The organism is Methyloversatilis sp. RAC08, from assembly GCF_001713355.1.
Lineage (GTDB): Bacteria > Pseudomonadota > Gammaproteobacteria > Burkholderiales > Rhodocyclaceae > Methyloversatilis.
The window spans coordinates 913,363-930,460 of sequence record NZ_CP016448.1 but is presented as its reverse complement, the minus strand read 5'-3'; the positions used below and the strand labels follow the sequence as shown (position 1 = coordinate 930,460).

Sequence of the window (17,098 nt, the reverse complement as noted above, 5' to 3'; positions counted from 1 at the left end):
GCAGCAAGCGAGGACGGCGCTGGTGTTGTCCGGGGGTGGCGCGCGCGCCGCCTATCAGGTCGGCGTCCTGTCGGCGGTGCGCGATCTGCTGCCCGACACGCGCATCAACCCCTTTCCCATCCTGTGCGGCACGTCGGCCGGCGCCATCAATGCCGTGTCGCTGGGTGTCTACAGCGAGGACTTCGGCGACGCCGTCGACAACCTGCTGTACATCTGGCGAAACTTCCATGCCGGACAGGTCTATCGCGCCGACAACCTCGGGCTTGCTCGCACCGGTGCCCGATGGCTGATGGCGCTGATGTTCGGCTGGGCGGTCGATCGTTACCCGAAGTCGCTGCTCGACAACACGCCCCTGCGCGAACTGCTGACCGAAAGACTCGATTTCAGCCGCATCCAGCGCGCCATAGATAGGGGTGCGCTGTACGCACTGTCGGTCACCGCTTCGGGCTACACCTCGGGCGACAGCGTCGCCTTTTTCGAAGGTGGCGAACACATCGAGCCGTGGAAGCGCATGCAGCGCGCCGCCTCGCGCACACCGCTGAAGGTCGAGCATCTGCTCGCCTCGAGCGCCCTGCCTTTCATATTTCCCGCCACCAAGATCAATCGCGAATATTTCGGCGACGGTTCGATGCGCCAGCTCGCACCGATCAGTCCGGCCGTGCACCTCGGGGCCGAACGCATCTTCATCATCGGCGTCAGCCGGATGAACGAAAAGGACCAGCGTCGTCGGGGCGACATCTACCCCTCGCTGGCCCAGGTGGCGGGCCATGCGCTGGCGAGCATCTTCCTCGATCAGCTGATGATAGATATCGAACAGCTGCAGCGCGTGAACGACATTCTCGGTCGCGTACCGGATCATGTGATGGCCGAAATGGGCTTGCCGCTGCGACCGATCGAAACGCTGGTGATTGCACCGTCGGAGCGGCTGGACGATATCGCGGCGCGTCACGTCGATGCGCTGCCGTTCGGCATCCGCACGCTGCTGGGCGGCATTGGCGGCACCAAGCGAGCAGGGGGTGGCCTGGCCAGCTATCTGCTGTTCGAAAAGCCCTATACCCGGGCGCTGATCGACCTCGGCTATCGCGATACGATGGCGCGCGCAGACGATGTGGTGAACTTCCTCGGCCTCAAGCCAGCCGTGATTGCGCCGTGAATACCTTCGTCACAATCGCGAAACCGCCATAAGAATGCTTTCCATGGCCTTATTTTCGTTTGAAAAATTGCCTTCGACGGGTAGACTCTTTACTCAATCAAATCGCCACCAGGGGTCCCACGCATGCTTCTGAAATACCTGATGGTCAGCTGCACCGCAGTCGTGCTTGGTCTGGGCGTCGCACCGCCCTCCGAAGCCGCTGGCAACACCTCCGCCGCACAGTCCTCCTCGAAGAAAAAGGTCGCCAAGGCCGCCCAGTCGAAGCGCATCAAGCAGGCCAGCGTCAAAAAGACTTCCCGCAAATCGGTCGCTGTCGCGCCACGCGTGCCTCATGAGCCCGATTTCGACGCGCTCGGCCTTCCGAACGTCAAATCCGCATCCGTGCTGGTACAGGACCAGATTTCGGGTGAAGTGCTGTTCGAACGCAATTCGGACGCGGTGGTGCCGATCGCTTCGATCACCAAGCTGATGACGGCCATGGTCGCGCTGGACGCGCGCCCGGCGCTCGACGAAGTGCTCGTCGTGTCGGAAGAGGACATCGACCAGCTCAAGGGCACGCGCTCGCGTCTGGCCATCGGCACCCGCCTGACGCGTGAGGAAATGCTGCATCTGGCGCTGATGTCGTCGGAAAATCGCGCCTCGTCCGCGTTGTCGCGCCACTATCCGGGCGGTCAGCGCGCATTCATCGCCGCCATGAACCAGAAGGCGATCGAGCTGGGGCTGGCCGATACGCGCTTCTTCGACAGTACCGGCCTCGACCCGCACAATGTGTCGTCGGCGCGCGATCTGGCCAAGATGGTCGCGGCATCATCCACCTATCCGCTGATCCGCGAGTTCTCGACCACACGCGATGGTTCCTTCGCGGTCAAGGGCAAGACGCTGCATTTCAACAACACCAATGCGCTGGTATCGAGTTCCGACTGGGAAATCGCGCTGCAGAAGACCGGTTTCACCAACGAAGCCGGCAAATGCCTGGTCATGCAGGCATGGCTGAACCAGAAGCCGGTGGTCATCGTGCTGCTCGACTCGTGGGGACGTCTGACCCGCATCGGTGACGCCAACCGCATCCGCCGCTGGGTTGAACACCTGGCGCTTCAGGGTGCCGGAGCGGGCTGAAAGCCATGAGCACGCGGCCTCCCGGCAGCCGTGGCGAAGTCGGCCTGTTCGTCACCTGCCTGGTGGATCTGATGCGCCCGTCGATCGGGTTCGCGGCGTTGAAGCTGATCGAAGCGGCCGGCTACACGCCGGTCGTGCCGGACACCCAGACCTGCTGCGGTCAGCCCGGCCATAACTCGGGCGACGTGCGCAGCGCGCGTGCGCTGGCGCAGAAGCTCATCGCCGAATTCGAACGTTTCTCCTGCATCGTCGCGCCGTCCGGCTCCTGTGCCGGCATGATCCGCACGCACTATCCCCACCTGTTCGATGACGACGAGGCATGGCGCACGCGTGCCGAAGCGCTGGCTGCCAAGACCTTCGAACTGACGCAGTTCCTGGCTGACGTGGCGGGTGTCACCGAAGTGCCGGGCGACTTCGCCGGTACGGTCACCTATCACGACAGCTGCGCCGGCCTGCGCGAACTGGGCGTCAAACGCCAGCCGCGCGCGCTGCTCGACCGCATGCCTGGCGTCGAGCAGAAGCCGCTGAGCGAATGCGAGGAGTGCTGCGGCTTCGGTGGCCTGTTCTCGGTCAAGTACCCGGATATTTCCGGCGCCATCGCGCAGCGCAAGTGCGACAACATCCGCGCTTCCGGCGCCGGCACCGTGGCGCTGGGCGATCTGGGCTGCATGATGAATATCGAAGGACGGTTGCGCCGCATCGGTGACGAGGACACACAGGTGATCCACATCGCCGAGCTGCTGGCCGGCCGGCTCGACCCGGACTGACGCGCGATGGAAATCCGCTCCATGCATTTCGTGTCGCGCGTGCGCCAGCGACTCGACGACACCGAACTGCAGCGCAACCTGCAGCGCACGCGAGGCCGCAATGCCGCGGCGCGGCTGGCATCGCTGTCGAGTTTGGACGACTTCGATGCGGTGCGTGCCCGCGCCACGGACATCCGGGCGTCGGTGCTGCGCGATCTCGACCTCTGGCTGGAACGCTTCGAGGCGGAAGCCACCCGCCGCGGCGCCACCGTGCTGTGGGCGCGCGACGGCGACGAGGCCTGCCGGCTGGTGATCGACATTGCGCGCCGGCACGACGTGAAAACCGTCGTCAAGGCAAAGTCCATGGTGTCGGAGGAAGCCGGACTGAACGCGGCGCTCGAAGCCGCCGGCATCCGTCCGGTCGAGACCGATCTGGGCGAATACATCCTGCAGATCAACGACAACGAGCCACCGTCGCACATCATCATGCCGGTGATCCACAAGTCGAAGGAGCAGGTGTCCGAACTGTTCGCGCGCGTGCATGGCACGGCGGCCAAGACCGACATCGTCGAACTGACGCGCGAGGCGCGCGAAAAGCTGCGGCCGGAATTTCTGGGTGCCGAAATGGGCATTTCGGGCGGCAACTTCCTGATTGCCGAAACCGGATCGGTCGCCATCGTCACCAACGAAGGAAATGGCCGCATGTGCACCACGATGCCGCGCGTGCACGTCGCGCTGACCGGCATCGAAAAGGTGATTCCGACGCTGGACGATCTGGCGACGCTGCTGCGCATCCTGCCGCGCTCGGCGACCGGACAGGCCATCTCGAACTATGTGTCGCTGCTGACCGGTCCGAAGCACGAGGGCGATGCCGACGGGCCGGAGCACATGTATTTCGTGCTGGTCGACGGTGGCCGCGCCGATCTGATCGGCGGCGACTTCGAAGCCATGCTGCGCTGCATACGCTGCGGCGCCTGCATGAATCACTGTCCGGTGTATCAGACCATCGGGGGTCATTCCTACGGCTGGGTCTATCCCGGGCCGATGGGGTCGGTGCTGACGCCGCTTTATCAGGGGCTCGAGAAGGCGAAGGATCTGCCGCAGGCGGCCACGCTGTGCAATCAGTGCGGCGTGGTGTGTCCGGTATCGATCCCGCTGCCCGACCTGATGCGCAAGCTGCGCGAAAAGCAGGTCGATGCCGGCCTGCGACCGTGGAGCGAGCGGCTGTCGATGCGCCTGTGGGCCTGGGTGGCACAGCGTCCGGCGCTGTATGCGCGCGGCGTGCGCTTTGCCGTGCGCTATCTGCGCTGGCTGGCCGATGGTCGTGACCGCATCCAGGCCATGGGCGTCGCCCCGGGCTGGACCGCCGAGCGCGACTTTCCGGCGCCGGCCGCACAGAGCTTCCGCGATCAGTACGCGGCGCGCCAGCGCAGGGTCGGGCGATGAGCAGCGCGCGCGACGACATTCTCGGCCGGCTGCGCCAGCGCATCGGGCGCGAACCGGTCGGCACCCCGGCGGCGCGCGAGCATGTCGAGCAGGTGATCACCGCATCCCGGACCGGGCCACGACCGTCGTACGGTGGCGATCTGGCGGCGCGTTTCATCGACCGGGCGGAGGCGTTGATTTCCACCGTGGATGAATGTCCCGCGCTTTCCGATGTGCCGACGCGCTGCGCCAGCTGGCTGGCGTCGCAGGGGCTCGGGCACCGGGTCGTGGTGTCCCCGGCGCTGGCCGGGCTGGACTGGTCGGCCAGCGGTCTGGATGTGCGCATCGGCGCGGCAACCGGTGATGATCCGGTCGGCGTCACCGGCTGTTTTCGCGCCATCGCCGAAACCGGCACGCTGATGCTGTGTTCCGGCGCCCAGTCGCCGGCAGTCAACAGCCTGTTGCCGGAGACGCATATAGCCGTGGTGCCGCGCGAACACATCGTGGCCGACATGGAAGCTGCATTCGCGGTCGCGCGCGACGCACTCGACCCCTGGCCGCGTGCCGTCAACTTCGTGTCAGGGCCGTCGCGCACGGCCGACATCGAACAGACCATCGTGCTCGGCGCGCACGGACCGTACCGGGTGCATCTGCTTATCGTGGGGTAGGCGGCGGAGCTGGGCATGCGCCGAACGGGCGCTTTGACGGATAATCGCTGCTTTTTGCCACTTGGTGAGGTCGTCGTGGCCAACCGGAGTAATCCCGAATTGAGTCTTCCGAATCGCACCCGATGCCAGTGCACGCCGCGTCCGGCGCAGCGGAGCGCGCGCAGTTGAGGCGTTTTCGCATGCGCTGGCCGGTCGCTTCGCTGGTGAGCGGCGCCGTCCTGTTCGGACAGCCTGCCGTGGCCGCCGAGCAACCCGAAGCGCCGCACCTCGATGACCTGCCGGTCGTGCTGTCGATGACCCGCATGCCGCAGCGCATCGACGATGCACCGGGTGCGGTCACGCTGATCACGCGCGAGGACATCGAACGTCTCGGCTATCGCCGTCTGACCCAGGTGCTGCGCCTGGTGCCCGGCATGAACGTGATGAGCGACACCGGGCACTCGCCAGCGGTTTTCTATCACGGCCTGGGTTCGCTGAATCCGAACCGCATGCAGGTGCTGATCGACGGTCGTTCGGTCTATTCGCCCTATCTGTTCGGTTACGTGGACTGGGACGCGCTGCCGCTGACGATGGAAGAGATCGAGCGCATCGAGGTGGTCCGTGGCTCGAATGCCACGACCTATGGCTCGAACGCCGTGGCGGGCGTGGTCAACATCGTCACCCGCAGCAGCCAGGACGGTCCGCGTTCAAGCATTTCGGTCAGCCGCGGCAATCGCGATGTGGCCGATGCGTCGATGCGTCTGCGGCACAGTTTCGGTCCACTGAGCATCGCGCTGAATGCGCGGACCATGGGCGATGCCGGTTTCGATGATCGCCATGACGACGCACGACTGAATTCGACTACCTTTCGCGCCGACCTGACGCTGAACAGCTCGGACGAAATCAGCCTGACGGCCGGGCAGAACAAGGGGCGCCGCGAATTGGGCTATCCCTATGGCGTGACCGGCAACAGCGCGAACGAGAACGGCTTCCGCGAATCGCTCACCGACAACCGCTTCATGCATCTGCGCTTCCGGCGGCTGGTGGCGACCGACAACGAATGGTCGGTGAGCTATTACCGCAATGAGGACCGGGGGCGCGAGGAGTGGTTCGGCGAAGCGGCCGACGTGGTCAATCAGGGTCTGATCGATGCCGGCTTTCCGTTTTTCTCCATCGGTTCGCTGCCGCTGCCTATCGACTACAACCGCTCGGCCACCCGGCAGAACATCGACTTCCAGCACAGCTTCGTTCCGGCGCAGGACTGGCGGGTGGCGTGGGGCGCTGAACTGCGCCACGAGGAATTGAAGTCGAAACGCATGTTCTTCCTGACCGGCCAGGAATCCGACGGTTTCGTGCGCGTGTCGGCGAATGTCGAATGGCGGCCGAACGACCGCTGGACCCTGAATGCCGGCAACATGATCGAGCGTTTCCGCGATCGCAGCCCGCAGGCCTCGCCGCGCCTGTTCGCGACCTGGCATGCGACACCCAACCATGCTCTGAAGGCCGGCGTCAGTCGTGCTTACCGTCATCCGGCGCTCATCGAAACCCGGGGTGATTCCCGCTTCATCTTTCCGGAAGTGGCGGCTGCACTGACCGCGCTCGACCCGGTGGCAGGGCCGCTGCTGGCGGACGGATTCAAGCAGGGTCGTTCGCGGCGCACTTACGTCGGCACCCCTTCGCTGCAGCCGGAACGCCTCGATTCGGTCGAGTTCGGTTATGTCGGGCAGTTCGGCGCATCCACACTTGATGTACGACTGTTTCACGAGCGTTTCAACCACTTGATCACCGAAACGCGCTATCGCGACAATGACTATCTCGAGACCGGCGTGACTTTCATCGACGGCGATGCGGTGACGATACAGGGCATCGAGTATCAATACCGCTATCGCGGTGACGGGCGCGAAATCTGGTTTTCGCAGGCCATTCCGCGCATCCGCTCCGACGCCAACTGCGATCCGCGGCGCGTCTGCTATGGCGACACGGTTCCGTCGTCGACCTGGTCGCTGACCTGGTTCGAGTCGCTGCCGCGCGACTGGTCGATTTCGGCCACGCTGCATGGCGTCAATTCCGCCCGCTGGTTCAGCGGCAGCGAGCGGGTCGACAGCTATCAGACGCTGGATGCGCGCATCGCGAAGAAATTCCGCAGCGGTGACTCCTTGTGGGAAGCCGCATTTGCGGTGACCGACATCGGTCCGCGCTACGAAACCTTCAACGATGACCAGGGCAGCCGCACCCCATTCAACGCAGTCGGTCGCCAGGCTCGGCTGACGCTGCGCACCAGCTGGTACTGAGCACTGGCCCGCCACGGGCTTCGCGTATCATGAGTGCGGTGAATTTTCGCGCTCGTCGCGTGTGGGGGACACAGGGTGCGGAGTCGTTTCGGACTCGATCGCCTCGGCTTTCGCAGTCGGGTACTGGTCGCCGCGCTTCTGCCCTCGGTGGCCATTGCGCTCGCACTGGCCATCCATTTCACGAGTACGCGCATCGACGACATCGAACAGTCGTTGATCGACCGCGCCGCGCTGCTGACTGGCAGCCTCGCGCCAGCCTCCGAATACGGCCTGTTCGTCGGCAATCTCGATATCCTGCAGTCGCTGGCCGATTCGATGATGCGGGAGCGCGGCGTGGACGGCGTACTCATCGTTGATCGTGACCAGCTCGTTCTGGCGCGCGCCGGGCAGGTCAGTGATCCGCCTGTAGACACCACGCGCGGTCTCGCCCGCACCGCGCTGCTGCAGAGCAGCGAACGTTTCCACCAGTTCGCCGCGCCGGTGTTTTCGGCCCAGGGGCCGTCGGATCTGCCGTTCGACGATCAACTGGAGCCGTCAGGGCCATTGCGTCTCGGTACCGTGGTGGTGCAGGTGTCGCGTTTCGGCAGCGCGCAGGCGCGGCGCGAACTGATCACCAGCGCCGTCCTGATCACCGCCGGCGGTCTGCTGCTGGCCGGCCTGTTCGCCCGCTTCCTGTCCGACGGCGTCACCGCACCGGTGCGTGCGCTGGCCGAAACCGTCCAGCGCATCGAGAAGGGCGATTTTTCGGTGCGTGCGCGCACCGGTGCGCGCGGCATCCTGCAGGTGCTCGAAGACGGCATCAACCGCATGGCAGTCTCCTTGCAGACGGCGCGCGCCGGGTTGGAGGAGCGGGTACATGACGCCACCGCCCAGCTGCAGCAGCAGAAAGAGGTGGCCGAGCAGGCCAGTCGCGCCAAGACGCAGTTCGTCGATGCGCTGCTGCACGATCTCAGCCAGCCACTGATGGCCATGGGGCTGGATATCCGCACGTTGAAGCTGCGGCTGCGCGACGACGAAAGTGCAGGTTTGCTGTCGCGGCTCGAACGTTCGTCGCTGAAGCTGGAAAACATGCGCGACGTGCTGCTCGATGTCGCGCGGCTGGAATCGGGGGCCACCCAGCCGCGGCTGACCGATTTTCCGCTTATCCGGGTATTCGACAGTCTGCGCGTCACCTTCGAAGCGCAGGCCGCTGAAAAGGGTCTGCGCTTCGAGCTGCATCCGACGCGTGCGTGGTGCCGCTCCGATCCGCTGCTGCTCGAACGGGTACTGGCCAATCTGGTGTCGAATGCGCTGCGCTACACCACGCGCGGCACGGTGTTCGCCGGCGTGCGCATGCTCGACGACGGACGCCTGCGCATCGAGGTGCGCGACAGTGGTCAGGGCATTCCGGCTGACCGCATCGACGATGTGTTCGAGGAATTCGTGCGCCTTCCCGGCGCAGACCCGGGGGCGGGCGGGCGCGGCATGGGACTGGGGCTGACCATCGTGAAGCGGCTGTGTGCCTTGCTCGGGCATGAAGTAAAGGTGCGCTCGCGCCCCGGCCGCGGTTCAACCTTCAGCGTCGTGTTGCCGCGGGTGCGCGCCTTCGTGCAGGCACCGGTGGCCGAGTCATTGCACGGGTTGGCGAGGCTGGCCGGATGTCGGGTGGCGCTGATCGATGACGATGCGGCGGTGCTGCAGTCGCTGCAGTCGCTGCTCAGTTCGGTCGGCATCGATGTGATTGCCGGTACCTCGCCCGACTTCGTATTGCGTCAGCTCAGGCAGGCCGGTGCGCCGGCCTTCATCATCAGCGATTACCAGCTGGGCGACGGACTGGATGGACTGAACGCGGTGCTGACGCTGCGGCGCGAACTGGGCGACGCCATTCCGGCGCTGGTGATGACCGGGCTGGCCGCCACGCGTGAGCTTGAAATCGAACTGGAGGGGCATGGCATCCCGCTGGTCGCGAAACCGGTGCGCCCGGTCGTGCTCGACGCGGTGATTGGCGGCATGCTGGACGCAGCCGATGATCTGGACGCATGACCGGGGCTGCGTTCAGGGCGACGCCGGGTTCAGTCCCTGGCAGGGCGTCGCGGCAACTTCACACCCATTTTCGACAGTGCAAATACCGCCTGCGTGCGGTTGCGTACGTCAAGCAGGCGCAGGATGGCTGAAATATGCGTCTTGCAGGTGCCGTCGGAAATGCCCAGTTCGCGGCAGATGAGCTTGTTCGGCAGACCTTCGATCATCAGTGTCAGCACTTCGATCTGACGCGGCGTCATGCCGATGTCGGCCAGGTCCTGGATATGCGCCTGCGGCGGATGGTCGACGCCGTGGCTGTCGAGCACCTGATGCGGCACATAGATGCCGCCCTTCATCACAAGCTGCAGTGCGCTGACCAGTATTGCCGTGTTCGAGCTTTTGGAAATGAAACCCATGGCACCCTGGTCGATGGCGCGCGTGATGGTGTCGCGATCGTCCTGGGCCGAAATCACCACCACCGGCACATCCGGAAACTCCTGACGCAGTTCGGTCAGCAGCGAGGTACCCCCGGCGTCCGGCAGATTTAGGTCGAGCAGCACCAGATCGGGCCGCAAACCGCTGCGCAGCATGGACAATGCGCGGGAAGCAAGCAAAGCGCACCGGATGTCCGGCTCGCTGTCCATGCCTGTCAGTACGCTGCGCAGCCCCTCCACAACCAGGGGCTGGTCTTCGATGATCATGACCTGCATGCACAGTCCCGTCGCGATGAGATGGCGCGAGTGTACCCGGGGCGCTTGACCGGCGCTTGATCGTAAGCACATAAATTGAAAGGGATTAAGCAGTGAAGCATGGTTTGATACTGTTCGGACATGGCTCGCGCGATCCGGAATGGGCGCGCCCATTGCGTGAGGTGGCGGCGCGCCTGACAGCCGCGCCGTCGGCGCCGTGCGTCGAACTCGCCTTTCTCGAGTTCCTCGAACCCACGCTCGATCAGGCCTGCGACCGGCTGGTCGCGGAGGGCGTGACGCACATTGCCGTGGTACCGATGTTCATCGCACAGAGCGGGCATGTCCGGCGCGACCTGCCGGCTCAGGTCGATGCGGCGCGTGCCCGTCATCCGTCGCTGCTCATCGATCTGGCGACGGCCGTGGGCGAGGACGCACGCGTGCAGCAGGTGATGGCCGAGGTGGCGCTGGCCGCCCTGAGTGGCTGAACTGGGTTCAAGACTCGGCGCAACAAGCCGTTAGCACTGCCAGAGGTCGGGTGCCATCAGGTTTGACGGGATTCCGGCCGCAGACTTCCGGAGCCTTGCATGCCGAATGTGTCAGCGAAAGTACGGGTGCTCGTCGTCGATGACGAACCCTTCAACCTCGAAATCATCCGGGAATATCTGGACGCACCCGGATTCGAGCTGACCATGGCTCACGACGGTGTCGAAGCATGGGCGCTGCTCGAAGATGCCGAGCGCGAATTCGACCTGCTGGTGCTGGACCGCATGATGCCGCGCCTCGACGGCATGGAAGTGTTGCGCCGCGTGCAGCGCACACCGCGCCTGCGCGGCATGCCGGTCATCATGCAGACGGCCGCCGCCACACCGGATCAGGTGCGTGAAGGGCTGGAAGCCGGTGCGCGCTACTACCTCACCAAGCCATACGAGCCGGATGCGCTGCTCGCCATCGTCAAGTCTGCGCTCGACGAAGTGCGTCGCACGCGTGAAATTCTGCTGCAGGTCGAAGACATACGCCGCGCAATGTGCATGCTCACGCATGCCGAGTTCGAATTCGCCACCCTGAAGCAGGCAACCGAACTGTCGACGCTGGCGTCGCTGGCCGCGCCGCAGCCGGAAAACATCGTGATGGGCCTGAGCGAGTTGCTGATCAACGCGGTCGAACACGGCAATCTGGGCATCACCTATGCTGAAAAATCACGCTTGCGCCTGGAAGACCGCTGGCAGGAAGAAGTCGAGCGCCGCCTGCAGATGCCTCAGAACGCGGGCAAGCGGGCGCGCCTGACGGTCGAACGCTCGGCTGCGGAAGTGCGCTTCACGGTGAGCGATCAAGGCCGGGGCTTCGACTACACGCGCTATCTCGATTTCGATCCGGAGCGCGCCTTCGATCCGAATGGCCGCGGCATCGCCATGGCGCGCCAGCTCTCCTTCAAGCGGCTCGAGTACATTGGATCCGGTAACGTGGTCAGCGCAGCGGTGGACGTGCAATGAGCCACACGCAAGTCAGTGCGGAAGACCTGACGCTGCCGGTCGATCAGCCGCCCGTGAGACCGATGACGGTACTGGTGGTCGACGACACCCTGATCGGCCGCGCGACTGTCAGCGCGCTCGTGCGTCGGCTGGGCTATCGCTGCATCGAAGCGTCTGACGGAGCGGCTGCGCTGCAGGCTTTTCGCAGCGTGCGTCCCGACATCGTGCTGATGGATGTCGTCATGCCCGGCATGGACGGCCTGCAGGCCACACGCGAACTGCGCCGCCTGTGCGCCGGCATCTGGCTGCCCATCCTGCTGCTGTCCGCGCGGTCAGACGATGAAGACATGATTGCCGGTCTGGAGGCCGGGGCCGACGACTACCTCACCAAGCCGATCCGGCGCGCCATCCTGGCGGCCAAGTTGTCTGCCTGTGCGCGTCAGCTGGCATTGCAGGCAGACATGAACAATTACCGCGCCGAGCAGGAAGCGGAAATCGAGTTCGCGCGTGCCGTCATCGAGCGCCAGGTGAAGGGCAAGGCCGTCGCCGACTCGCGGGTGCGCTATTCGGTGACGCCGACGACCCAGTTCTCCGGCGACATCGTTGCGGTGTCGCGCTCCCCGTCCGGTGCGCTGTACGCGCTGCTGGCCGATGCCACGGGTCATGGGCTGGCTGCAGCGATCAGCGTGCTGCCGGTGCTGCAGGTGTTTTTCGGCATGGCGGCCAAGAACCTCTCGCTCGGCCTGATGGCCGGCGAAATCAACCGCCACCTGATGTCCTCCCTGCCGGTCGGCCGCTTTGTCGCGGCGAGCATGGTCCGACTGGGAAATGGCTTCGGCGAGCTTTGGGTCGGCGGCACGCCGGACATCCTGTGGCTGAACAAGCAAGGCGTGGTGTTCGAGCGATTCGCGTCCGCCAATCTGCCGCTGGGCATCGACGCCGACGATCCGGTCAACGTCCCGCCGCGCCATTTCCGGTGGAGCCCGGGCGACCAGCTCGTTCTGTGTTCGGACGGTCTGCTCGAAGCGCAGTCACCAGCCAGTGAAGCGTTCGGCAGCCACCGTCTCGAAGCGGTGTTGCGCGACACCCTGCCCACGCAACGCCACGATGCGGTGCGCAAGGCGCTCGCCATGCATCTGGACGGGGCATCGGCGCATGACGACGTGTCCCTGTTGGTGATCAATCTCGACTGAAACCCGCGCCGCAGGGCGCGGTTGCATCGACCGAGCTGACCGTGCCGGCATATCCGGCGCGTTGGCACAGCGATTGCATGCCATGAACACCCGAACTTCGAATGATGCTCCATGGCTGTTCTCAATGTTCTGGTGGTCGATGAATCGCGCAAGCGCGCGGCGGAAATCTGCGCCGGGCTCGCCTGCGCCGGCTATCAGGTGGCTGCCGTGCTGTCGAGCGCCTACGACCTGCATCTCAGGGTCGAGGAGCTCAAACCCGACGTCATCTTGATCCAGACCGATTCGCCATCTCGCGACACCCTGGAACACATGGCTGCGATGGACCGGGAAAAGCCGCGTCCGGTCATCGTGTTCGCCAACGAATCCGATAGCAAGACCATCCGCCGCGCCATGAAGGCCGGCGTGTCGGCCTATGTGGTCGACGGGCTGGAAGCCAAGCGCATCAAGCCCATCATCGATGTGGCCCTGGCGCAGTTCGAGGAACATCAGGAACTGCGGCGCGCGCGCGATGAGGCGCGGCAGAAGCTGTCGGACCGCATCACCATCGATCGCGCCAAGGGTGTGCTGATGAAGCTGCGCGGCATCGAGGAGGATGCTGCGTACCACACGCTGCGCAAGCTGGCGATGGAACGCGGCAAGACAATAGCCGCCGTCAGCGAAGACCTGCTCGCGACCGCCCGACTGCTCGGCTGACCTCACGCCGGTTGCATCCGCCGCCGGCGTTTCCTTTTCCGTCTGTTCCTTCGCCTGAGCCGATCGCCGCGGTTCGTCATGGTGCGCGGCGTTGAGCTGTTGCACCGCACAAGTGCAGTCCGATGATTCAGCGTGCGGGCAGTTCTCGGATCGAGCAGTCAAAACCCTTGAAAAACAGCTGGATGGATGCGGTGCTGTCCTCTGGCACGCCGCATGCTACTGGCAGTACAAGGCGCAACAACGACGTTGCGGCCAGCGAGGCTCGAAAGCCTCCGACAGGGACAGGGGCGTCCATCCGGCTCGGCTTTCACCGCTGCGGATGCACGCCCCTTTTTCATTCTGGAACCGAAACATGAACCGACGGAGAACACGATGGCTGACCATCCGAAACAGGCAGACAGCGCGCAGGCCCCAGGCATCATTGAAACCCCAGACAAGCGCCGCAGCTTCCTCAGACAGGGCGTCGCACTGGGCGCAGGAGCCGCGCTCATGAGCATGGTGCCGCCCGGCGTGCGTTCGGGAGCGTGGGCCGCCGGCTCGGACGCACCCGAGAAGAAGGAAGTCCGCATCGGCTTCATTCCGCTGACCGACTGTTCCAGCGTCGTGATGGCGGCGGTGGAGAAGTTCGACGAAAAGTACGGCATCAAGATCATCCCGTCCAAGGAAGCCTCGTGGGCCGCGGTGCGCGACAAGCTGGTCAACGGCGAGCTCGATGCAGCGCACGTGCTTTACGGCCTGGTGTACGGCGTGCATCTGGGCATCGGAGGCCCGAAGAAGGACATGGCCGTGCTGATGAACCTGAACAACAACGGGCAGGCCATCACGCTCGCCAACAAGCTGAAGGATCAGGGCGTCACCGACGGTACCAGCCTGAAGAAGCTGCTGACCAGCAAGCCGGGCGACTACACTTTCGCGCAGACCTTCCCCACCGGCACCCATGCCATGTGGCTGTATTACTGGCTTGCAGCGCACGACATCAACCCGATGAAGGATGTCAAGGTCATCACCGTGCCGCCGCCGCAGATGGTTGCGAACATGCGCGTTGGCAACATGGATGGCTTCTGCGTCGGCGAGCCATGGAACAACCGCGCCATCATCGACAAGATCGGCTTCACTTCGGTGACCACGCAGGACATCTGGACCGATCACCCGGAAAAGGTGCTCGGCACCACCGCTGATTGGGTCAGCAAGAACCCCAATACTGCGCGTGCCATGACGGCCGCCATTCTGGAAGCCGGCAAATGGATCGACGCCTCGCTGGTGAACCGGCGCAAGACGGCCGAGGTCGTGGCGACCAAGTCCTACATCAACACCGACATGGACGTCATCCTGGAACGCATGCTGGGCCGCTATTCGAACGGCCTCGGCAAGAGCTGGGACGACAAGAACGCGATGAAATTCTTCAACGATGGTGCGGTGAACTTCCCCTACCTGTCTGATGGCATGTGGTTCCTGACCCAGCACAAGCGCTGGGGGTTGCTCAAGTCCGACCCGGACTACCTGGCTGTCGCCAAGGCCATCAACCGCATCGACATCTACAAGCAGGCCGCGACGGCCGCGGGCGCTCCGCTGCCCAAGAGCGACATGCGTTCGCACAAGCTGATCGACGGCGTCACCTGGGATGGCAAGGAACCGCAGAAGTATGCCGGCAGCTTCAAGATCAACGCCGCCTGATGGGTCGGGCGCGGGGTTCGCCCCGCGTCCTCCGGTACCGAAAGGAGTCAATCATGAGTGCAGCAATCATCACCAGTGACAAGGTCGTTCCGATGACGACGAGCTCCGCCGCCACGCCGGTGCGCGCCGCGAATGAAGCCGTGCCGATCGCCCCACCTGTCGTGGCCGTTGCGCCGCGCGAACCGCGCACGCCGGTGTCCGAAATCCTGCTGAACATTTTCAAGGCAGTGTTCCCGCCGATCGCCGGCATGGTGCTGCTGATCGCCGTGTGGGCGCTGCTGGCGGGCACCGGTGGCAGCATCCCCGGACCGCTGCCGGTGTGGGAAGCCGCCAAGGTGCTGTTTGCCGATCCGTTCTACAACAACGGGCCGAACGATCTGGGCATCGGCTGGAACGTGCTGTCATCGCTGCAGCGTGTCGGCATCGGCTTCGGTTTCGCTGCTCTGGTCGGCATTCCGCTCGGCTTCATCATCGGCCGCTTCGCGTTCATGAATGCGATGCTCGATCCGATCATTTCGCTGCTGCGTCCGGTCAGTCCGCTGGCCTGGCTGCCGATCGGTCTGCTGGTGTTCAAGCAGGCCGACCCGGCCGCCACCTGGACCATCTTCATCTGTTCGATCTGGCCTATGATCATCAATACCGCGGTCGGTGTGCAGCGCGTGCCGCAGGACTACATGAACGTGGCCCGCGTGCTCGATCTGAGCGAATGGAAGATCGTCACCAAGATCCTGTTCCCGTCGGTACTGCCGTACATGCTGACCGGCATCCGGCTGTCCATCGGCACCGCCTGGCTGGTCATCGTCGCCGCCGAAATGCTGACCGGCGGAGTCGGTATCGGATTCTGGGTGTGGGACGAGTGGAACAACCTGAAGGTCGAGCACATCATCATCGCCATCTTCGTCATCGGCATCGTCGGTCTGCTGCTCGAACAGTTCCTGCTGCTGCTCGCCCGCCGCTTCTCGTACGGCAACAGCTGATCACGGACCCGGGAGATTTCCATGAGCAAAGTCATCGTCAAGGTCGAAAACGCCGGCATGTCCTTCGACACCAAGAAGGGCAAGTTCGTCGCGCTGCGCGACATCGACCTCACCATCGCCGAGGGCGAATTCGTCACGCTGATCGGCCACTCGGGCTGCGGCAAGTCGACGCTGCTGAACCTGATCGCCGGGCTCACGCTGCCGACCAGCGGCAACCTGTTCTGCGACGGCCGCGAAATCGCCGGCCCGGGACCGGAACGCGCCGTGGTGTTCCAGAATCACTCGTTGCTGCCCTGGCTCACCTGCCGCGAAAACGTTCTGCTGGCGGTCGAACGCGTATTCGGCAAGAAGGAAGGCAAGGGCAAGCTGAAGGCGCGCGCGGAAGCGGCGCTCGAAATGGTGCATATGGACCACGCGCTGGACAAGCTGCCGCATGAAATTTCCGGCGGCATGAAGCAGCGCGTCGGCATCGCGCGCGCCTTCGCCATGGAGCCGAAGATCCTGCTGATGGATGAGCCGTTCGGCGCGCTCGACGCACTGACGCGCGCCAGCCTGCAGGACGAACTGAATGGCGTCATGGAAAAGACCGGCGCCACCGTGGTGATGGTGACGCACGACGTCGACGAGGCGGTGCTGCTGTCCGACCGCATCGTCATGATGACCAACGGCCCGGCGGCCACCATAGGTGAAATCCTCGAAGTGAAGCTGGCTCGCCCGCGTGACCGGCTGAAGCTGGCGCACGACCACGACTTCGTGGAATACCGTGCCGCGCTGCTGGAGTTCCTGTACCAGAAGCAGGTGAAGAAGGCAGCCTGACCCGGAGTCTGTTGGGCATCGCTGTGCTCACCCCAACCTGCAACGGCGCGCGGAGTCCGTAGGTTGGGGTGAGCGCAGCGATGCCCAACATTCCTGCTCCACCCCCGCGAAGCTGCGCGACATCGTCGACAACGGAAGCGTCGAAGCTGTCCTTGCCTGCAAGGGCGAAGTGTCGGGTCAATCTGTGCCACTTGCGGCAAACCATGTT

15 protein-coding genes are annotated in these 17,098 nt (G+C 64.5%); 14 read left to right on the top strand and 1 reads right to left on the bottom strand.

The features are described from left to right. Positions 1-25: 25 nt before the first annotated feature. From BSY238_RS04180 to BSY238_RS04150, 7 genes are all read left to right on the top strand, one after another. Positions 26-1,153 (top strand): patatin-like phospholipase family protein, encoded by a 1,128-nt coding sequence (locus BSY238_RS04180; protein WP_069040440.1) that lies wholly within the window; start codon positions 26-28, stop codon positions 1,151-1,153. A 123-nt stretch (positions 1,154-1,276) separates the two neighbouring features. Next, positions 1,277-2,269, top strand: a complete 993-nt coding sequence (pbpG, locus tag BSY238_RS04175; RefSeq protein ID WP_069038036.1) for a D-alanyl-D-alanine endopeptidase — start codon at positions 1,277-1,279, stop codon at positions 2,267-2,269. Positions 2,270-2,274: 5 nt separating this feature from the next. Then, positions 2,275-3,036, top strand: coding sequence for a (Fe-S)-binding protein (locus BSY238_RS04170; protein WP_069038035.1), 762 nt, complete (start codon positions 2,275-2,277; stop codon positions 3,034-3,036). Positions 3,037-3,042: 6 nt separating this feature from the next. Next, on the top strand, positions 3,043-4,461 hold the full coding sequence (locus tag BSY238_RS04165; protein WP_069038034.1) for a LutB/LldF family L-lactate oxidation iron-sulfur protein: 1,419 nt from the start codon (positions 3,043-3,045) through the stop codon (positions 4,459-4,461). After that, positions 4,458-5,108, top strand: coding sequence for a LutC/YkgG family protein (locus BSY238_RS04160; protein WP_069038033.1), 651 nt, complete (start codon positions 4,458-4,460; stop codon positions 5,106-5,108). Before BSY238_RS04165 ends, BSY238_RS04160 begins: the two co-directional genes overlap by 4 nt. 179 nt (positions 5,109-5,287) lie before the next feature. Beyond that, a complete protein-coding gene (locus BSY238_RS04155; RefSeq protein ID WP_069038032.1) occupies positions 5,288-7,378 on the top strand; it encodes a TonB-dependent receptor plug domain-containing protein in 2,091 nt (696 codons plus the stop codon). A 75-nt stretch (positions 7,379-7,453) separates the two neighbouring features. After that, entirely contained in the window at positions 7,454-9,400 is a 1,947-nt protein-coding gene (locus BSY238_RS04150) for an ATP-binding protein (RefSeq protein WP_069038031.1), read from the top strand. A gap of 29 nt (positions 9,401-9,429) precedes the next feature. Here BSY238_RS04150 and BSY238_RS04145 read toward each other — a convergent pair whose 3' ends face one another. Then, on the bottom strand, positions 9,430-10,089 hold the full coding sequence (locus BSY238_RS04145; protein ID WP_069038030.1) for a response regulator: 660 nt from the start codon (positions 10,087-10,089) through the stop codon (positions 9,430-9,432). Positions 10,090-10,181: 92 nt separating this feature from the next. Here BSY238_RS04145 and BSY238_RS04140 point away from each other — a divergent pair, with 92 nt between their 5' ends. From BSY238_RS04140 to BSY238_RS04110, 7 genes are all read left to right on the top strand, one after another. Then, positions 10,182-10,553, top strand: a complete 372-nt coding sequence (locus BSY238_RS04140; protein WP_069038029.1) for a sirohydrochlorin chelatase — start codon at positions 10,182-10,184, stop codon at positions 10,551-10,553. A 99-nt stretch (positions 10,554-10,652) separates the two neighbouring features. After that, complete coding sequence (locus tag BSY238_RS04135) at positions 10,653-11,558, top strand: response regulator (protein WP_069038028.1); 906 nt, start codon at positions 10,653-10,655, stop codon at positions 11,556-11,558. Continuing rightward, positions 11,555-12,730: a SpoIIE family protein phosphatase gene (locus BSY238_RS04130; RefSeq protein WP_069038027.1), complete on the top strand. Its 1,176-nt coding sequence runs from the start codon at positions 11,555-11,557 to the stop codon at positions 12,728-12,730. The genes BSY238_RS04135 and BSY238_RS04130 overlap by 4 nt, the downstream gene beginning before the upstream one ends. A gap of 111 nt (positions 12,731-12,841) precedes the next feature. Further along, positions 12,842-13,423, top strand: coding sequence for an ANTAR domain-containing response regulator (locus BSY238_RS04125; protein WP_069038026.1), 582 nt, complete (start codon positions 12,842-12,844; stop codon positions 13,421-13,423). Between the two features lie 372 nt (positions 13,424-13,795). Beyond that, positions 13,796-15,097, top strand: a complete 1,302-nt coding sequence (locus BSY238_RS04120) for a CmpA/NrtA family ABC transporter substrate-binding protein (protein WP_069038025.1) — start codon at positions 13,796-13,798, stop codon at positions 15,095-15,097. Between the two features lie 53 nt (positions 15,098-15,150). After that, a complete protein-coding gene (gene ntrB, locus BSY238_RS04115) occupies positions 15,151-16,074 on the top strand; it encodes a nitrate ABC transporter permease (RefSeq protein ID WP_069038024.1) in 924 nt (307 codons plus the stop codon). 21 nt (positions 16,075-16,095) lie between these two features. After that, complete coding sequence (locus BSY238_RS04110) at positions 16,096-16,890, top strand: ABC transporter ATP-binding protein (protein WP_069038023.1); 795 nt, start codon at positions 16,096-16,098, stop codon at positions 16,888-16,890. Positions 16,891-17,098: the final 208 nt, after the last annotated feature.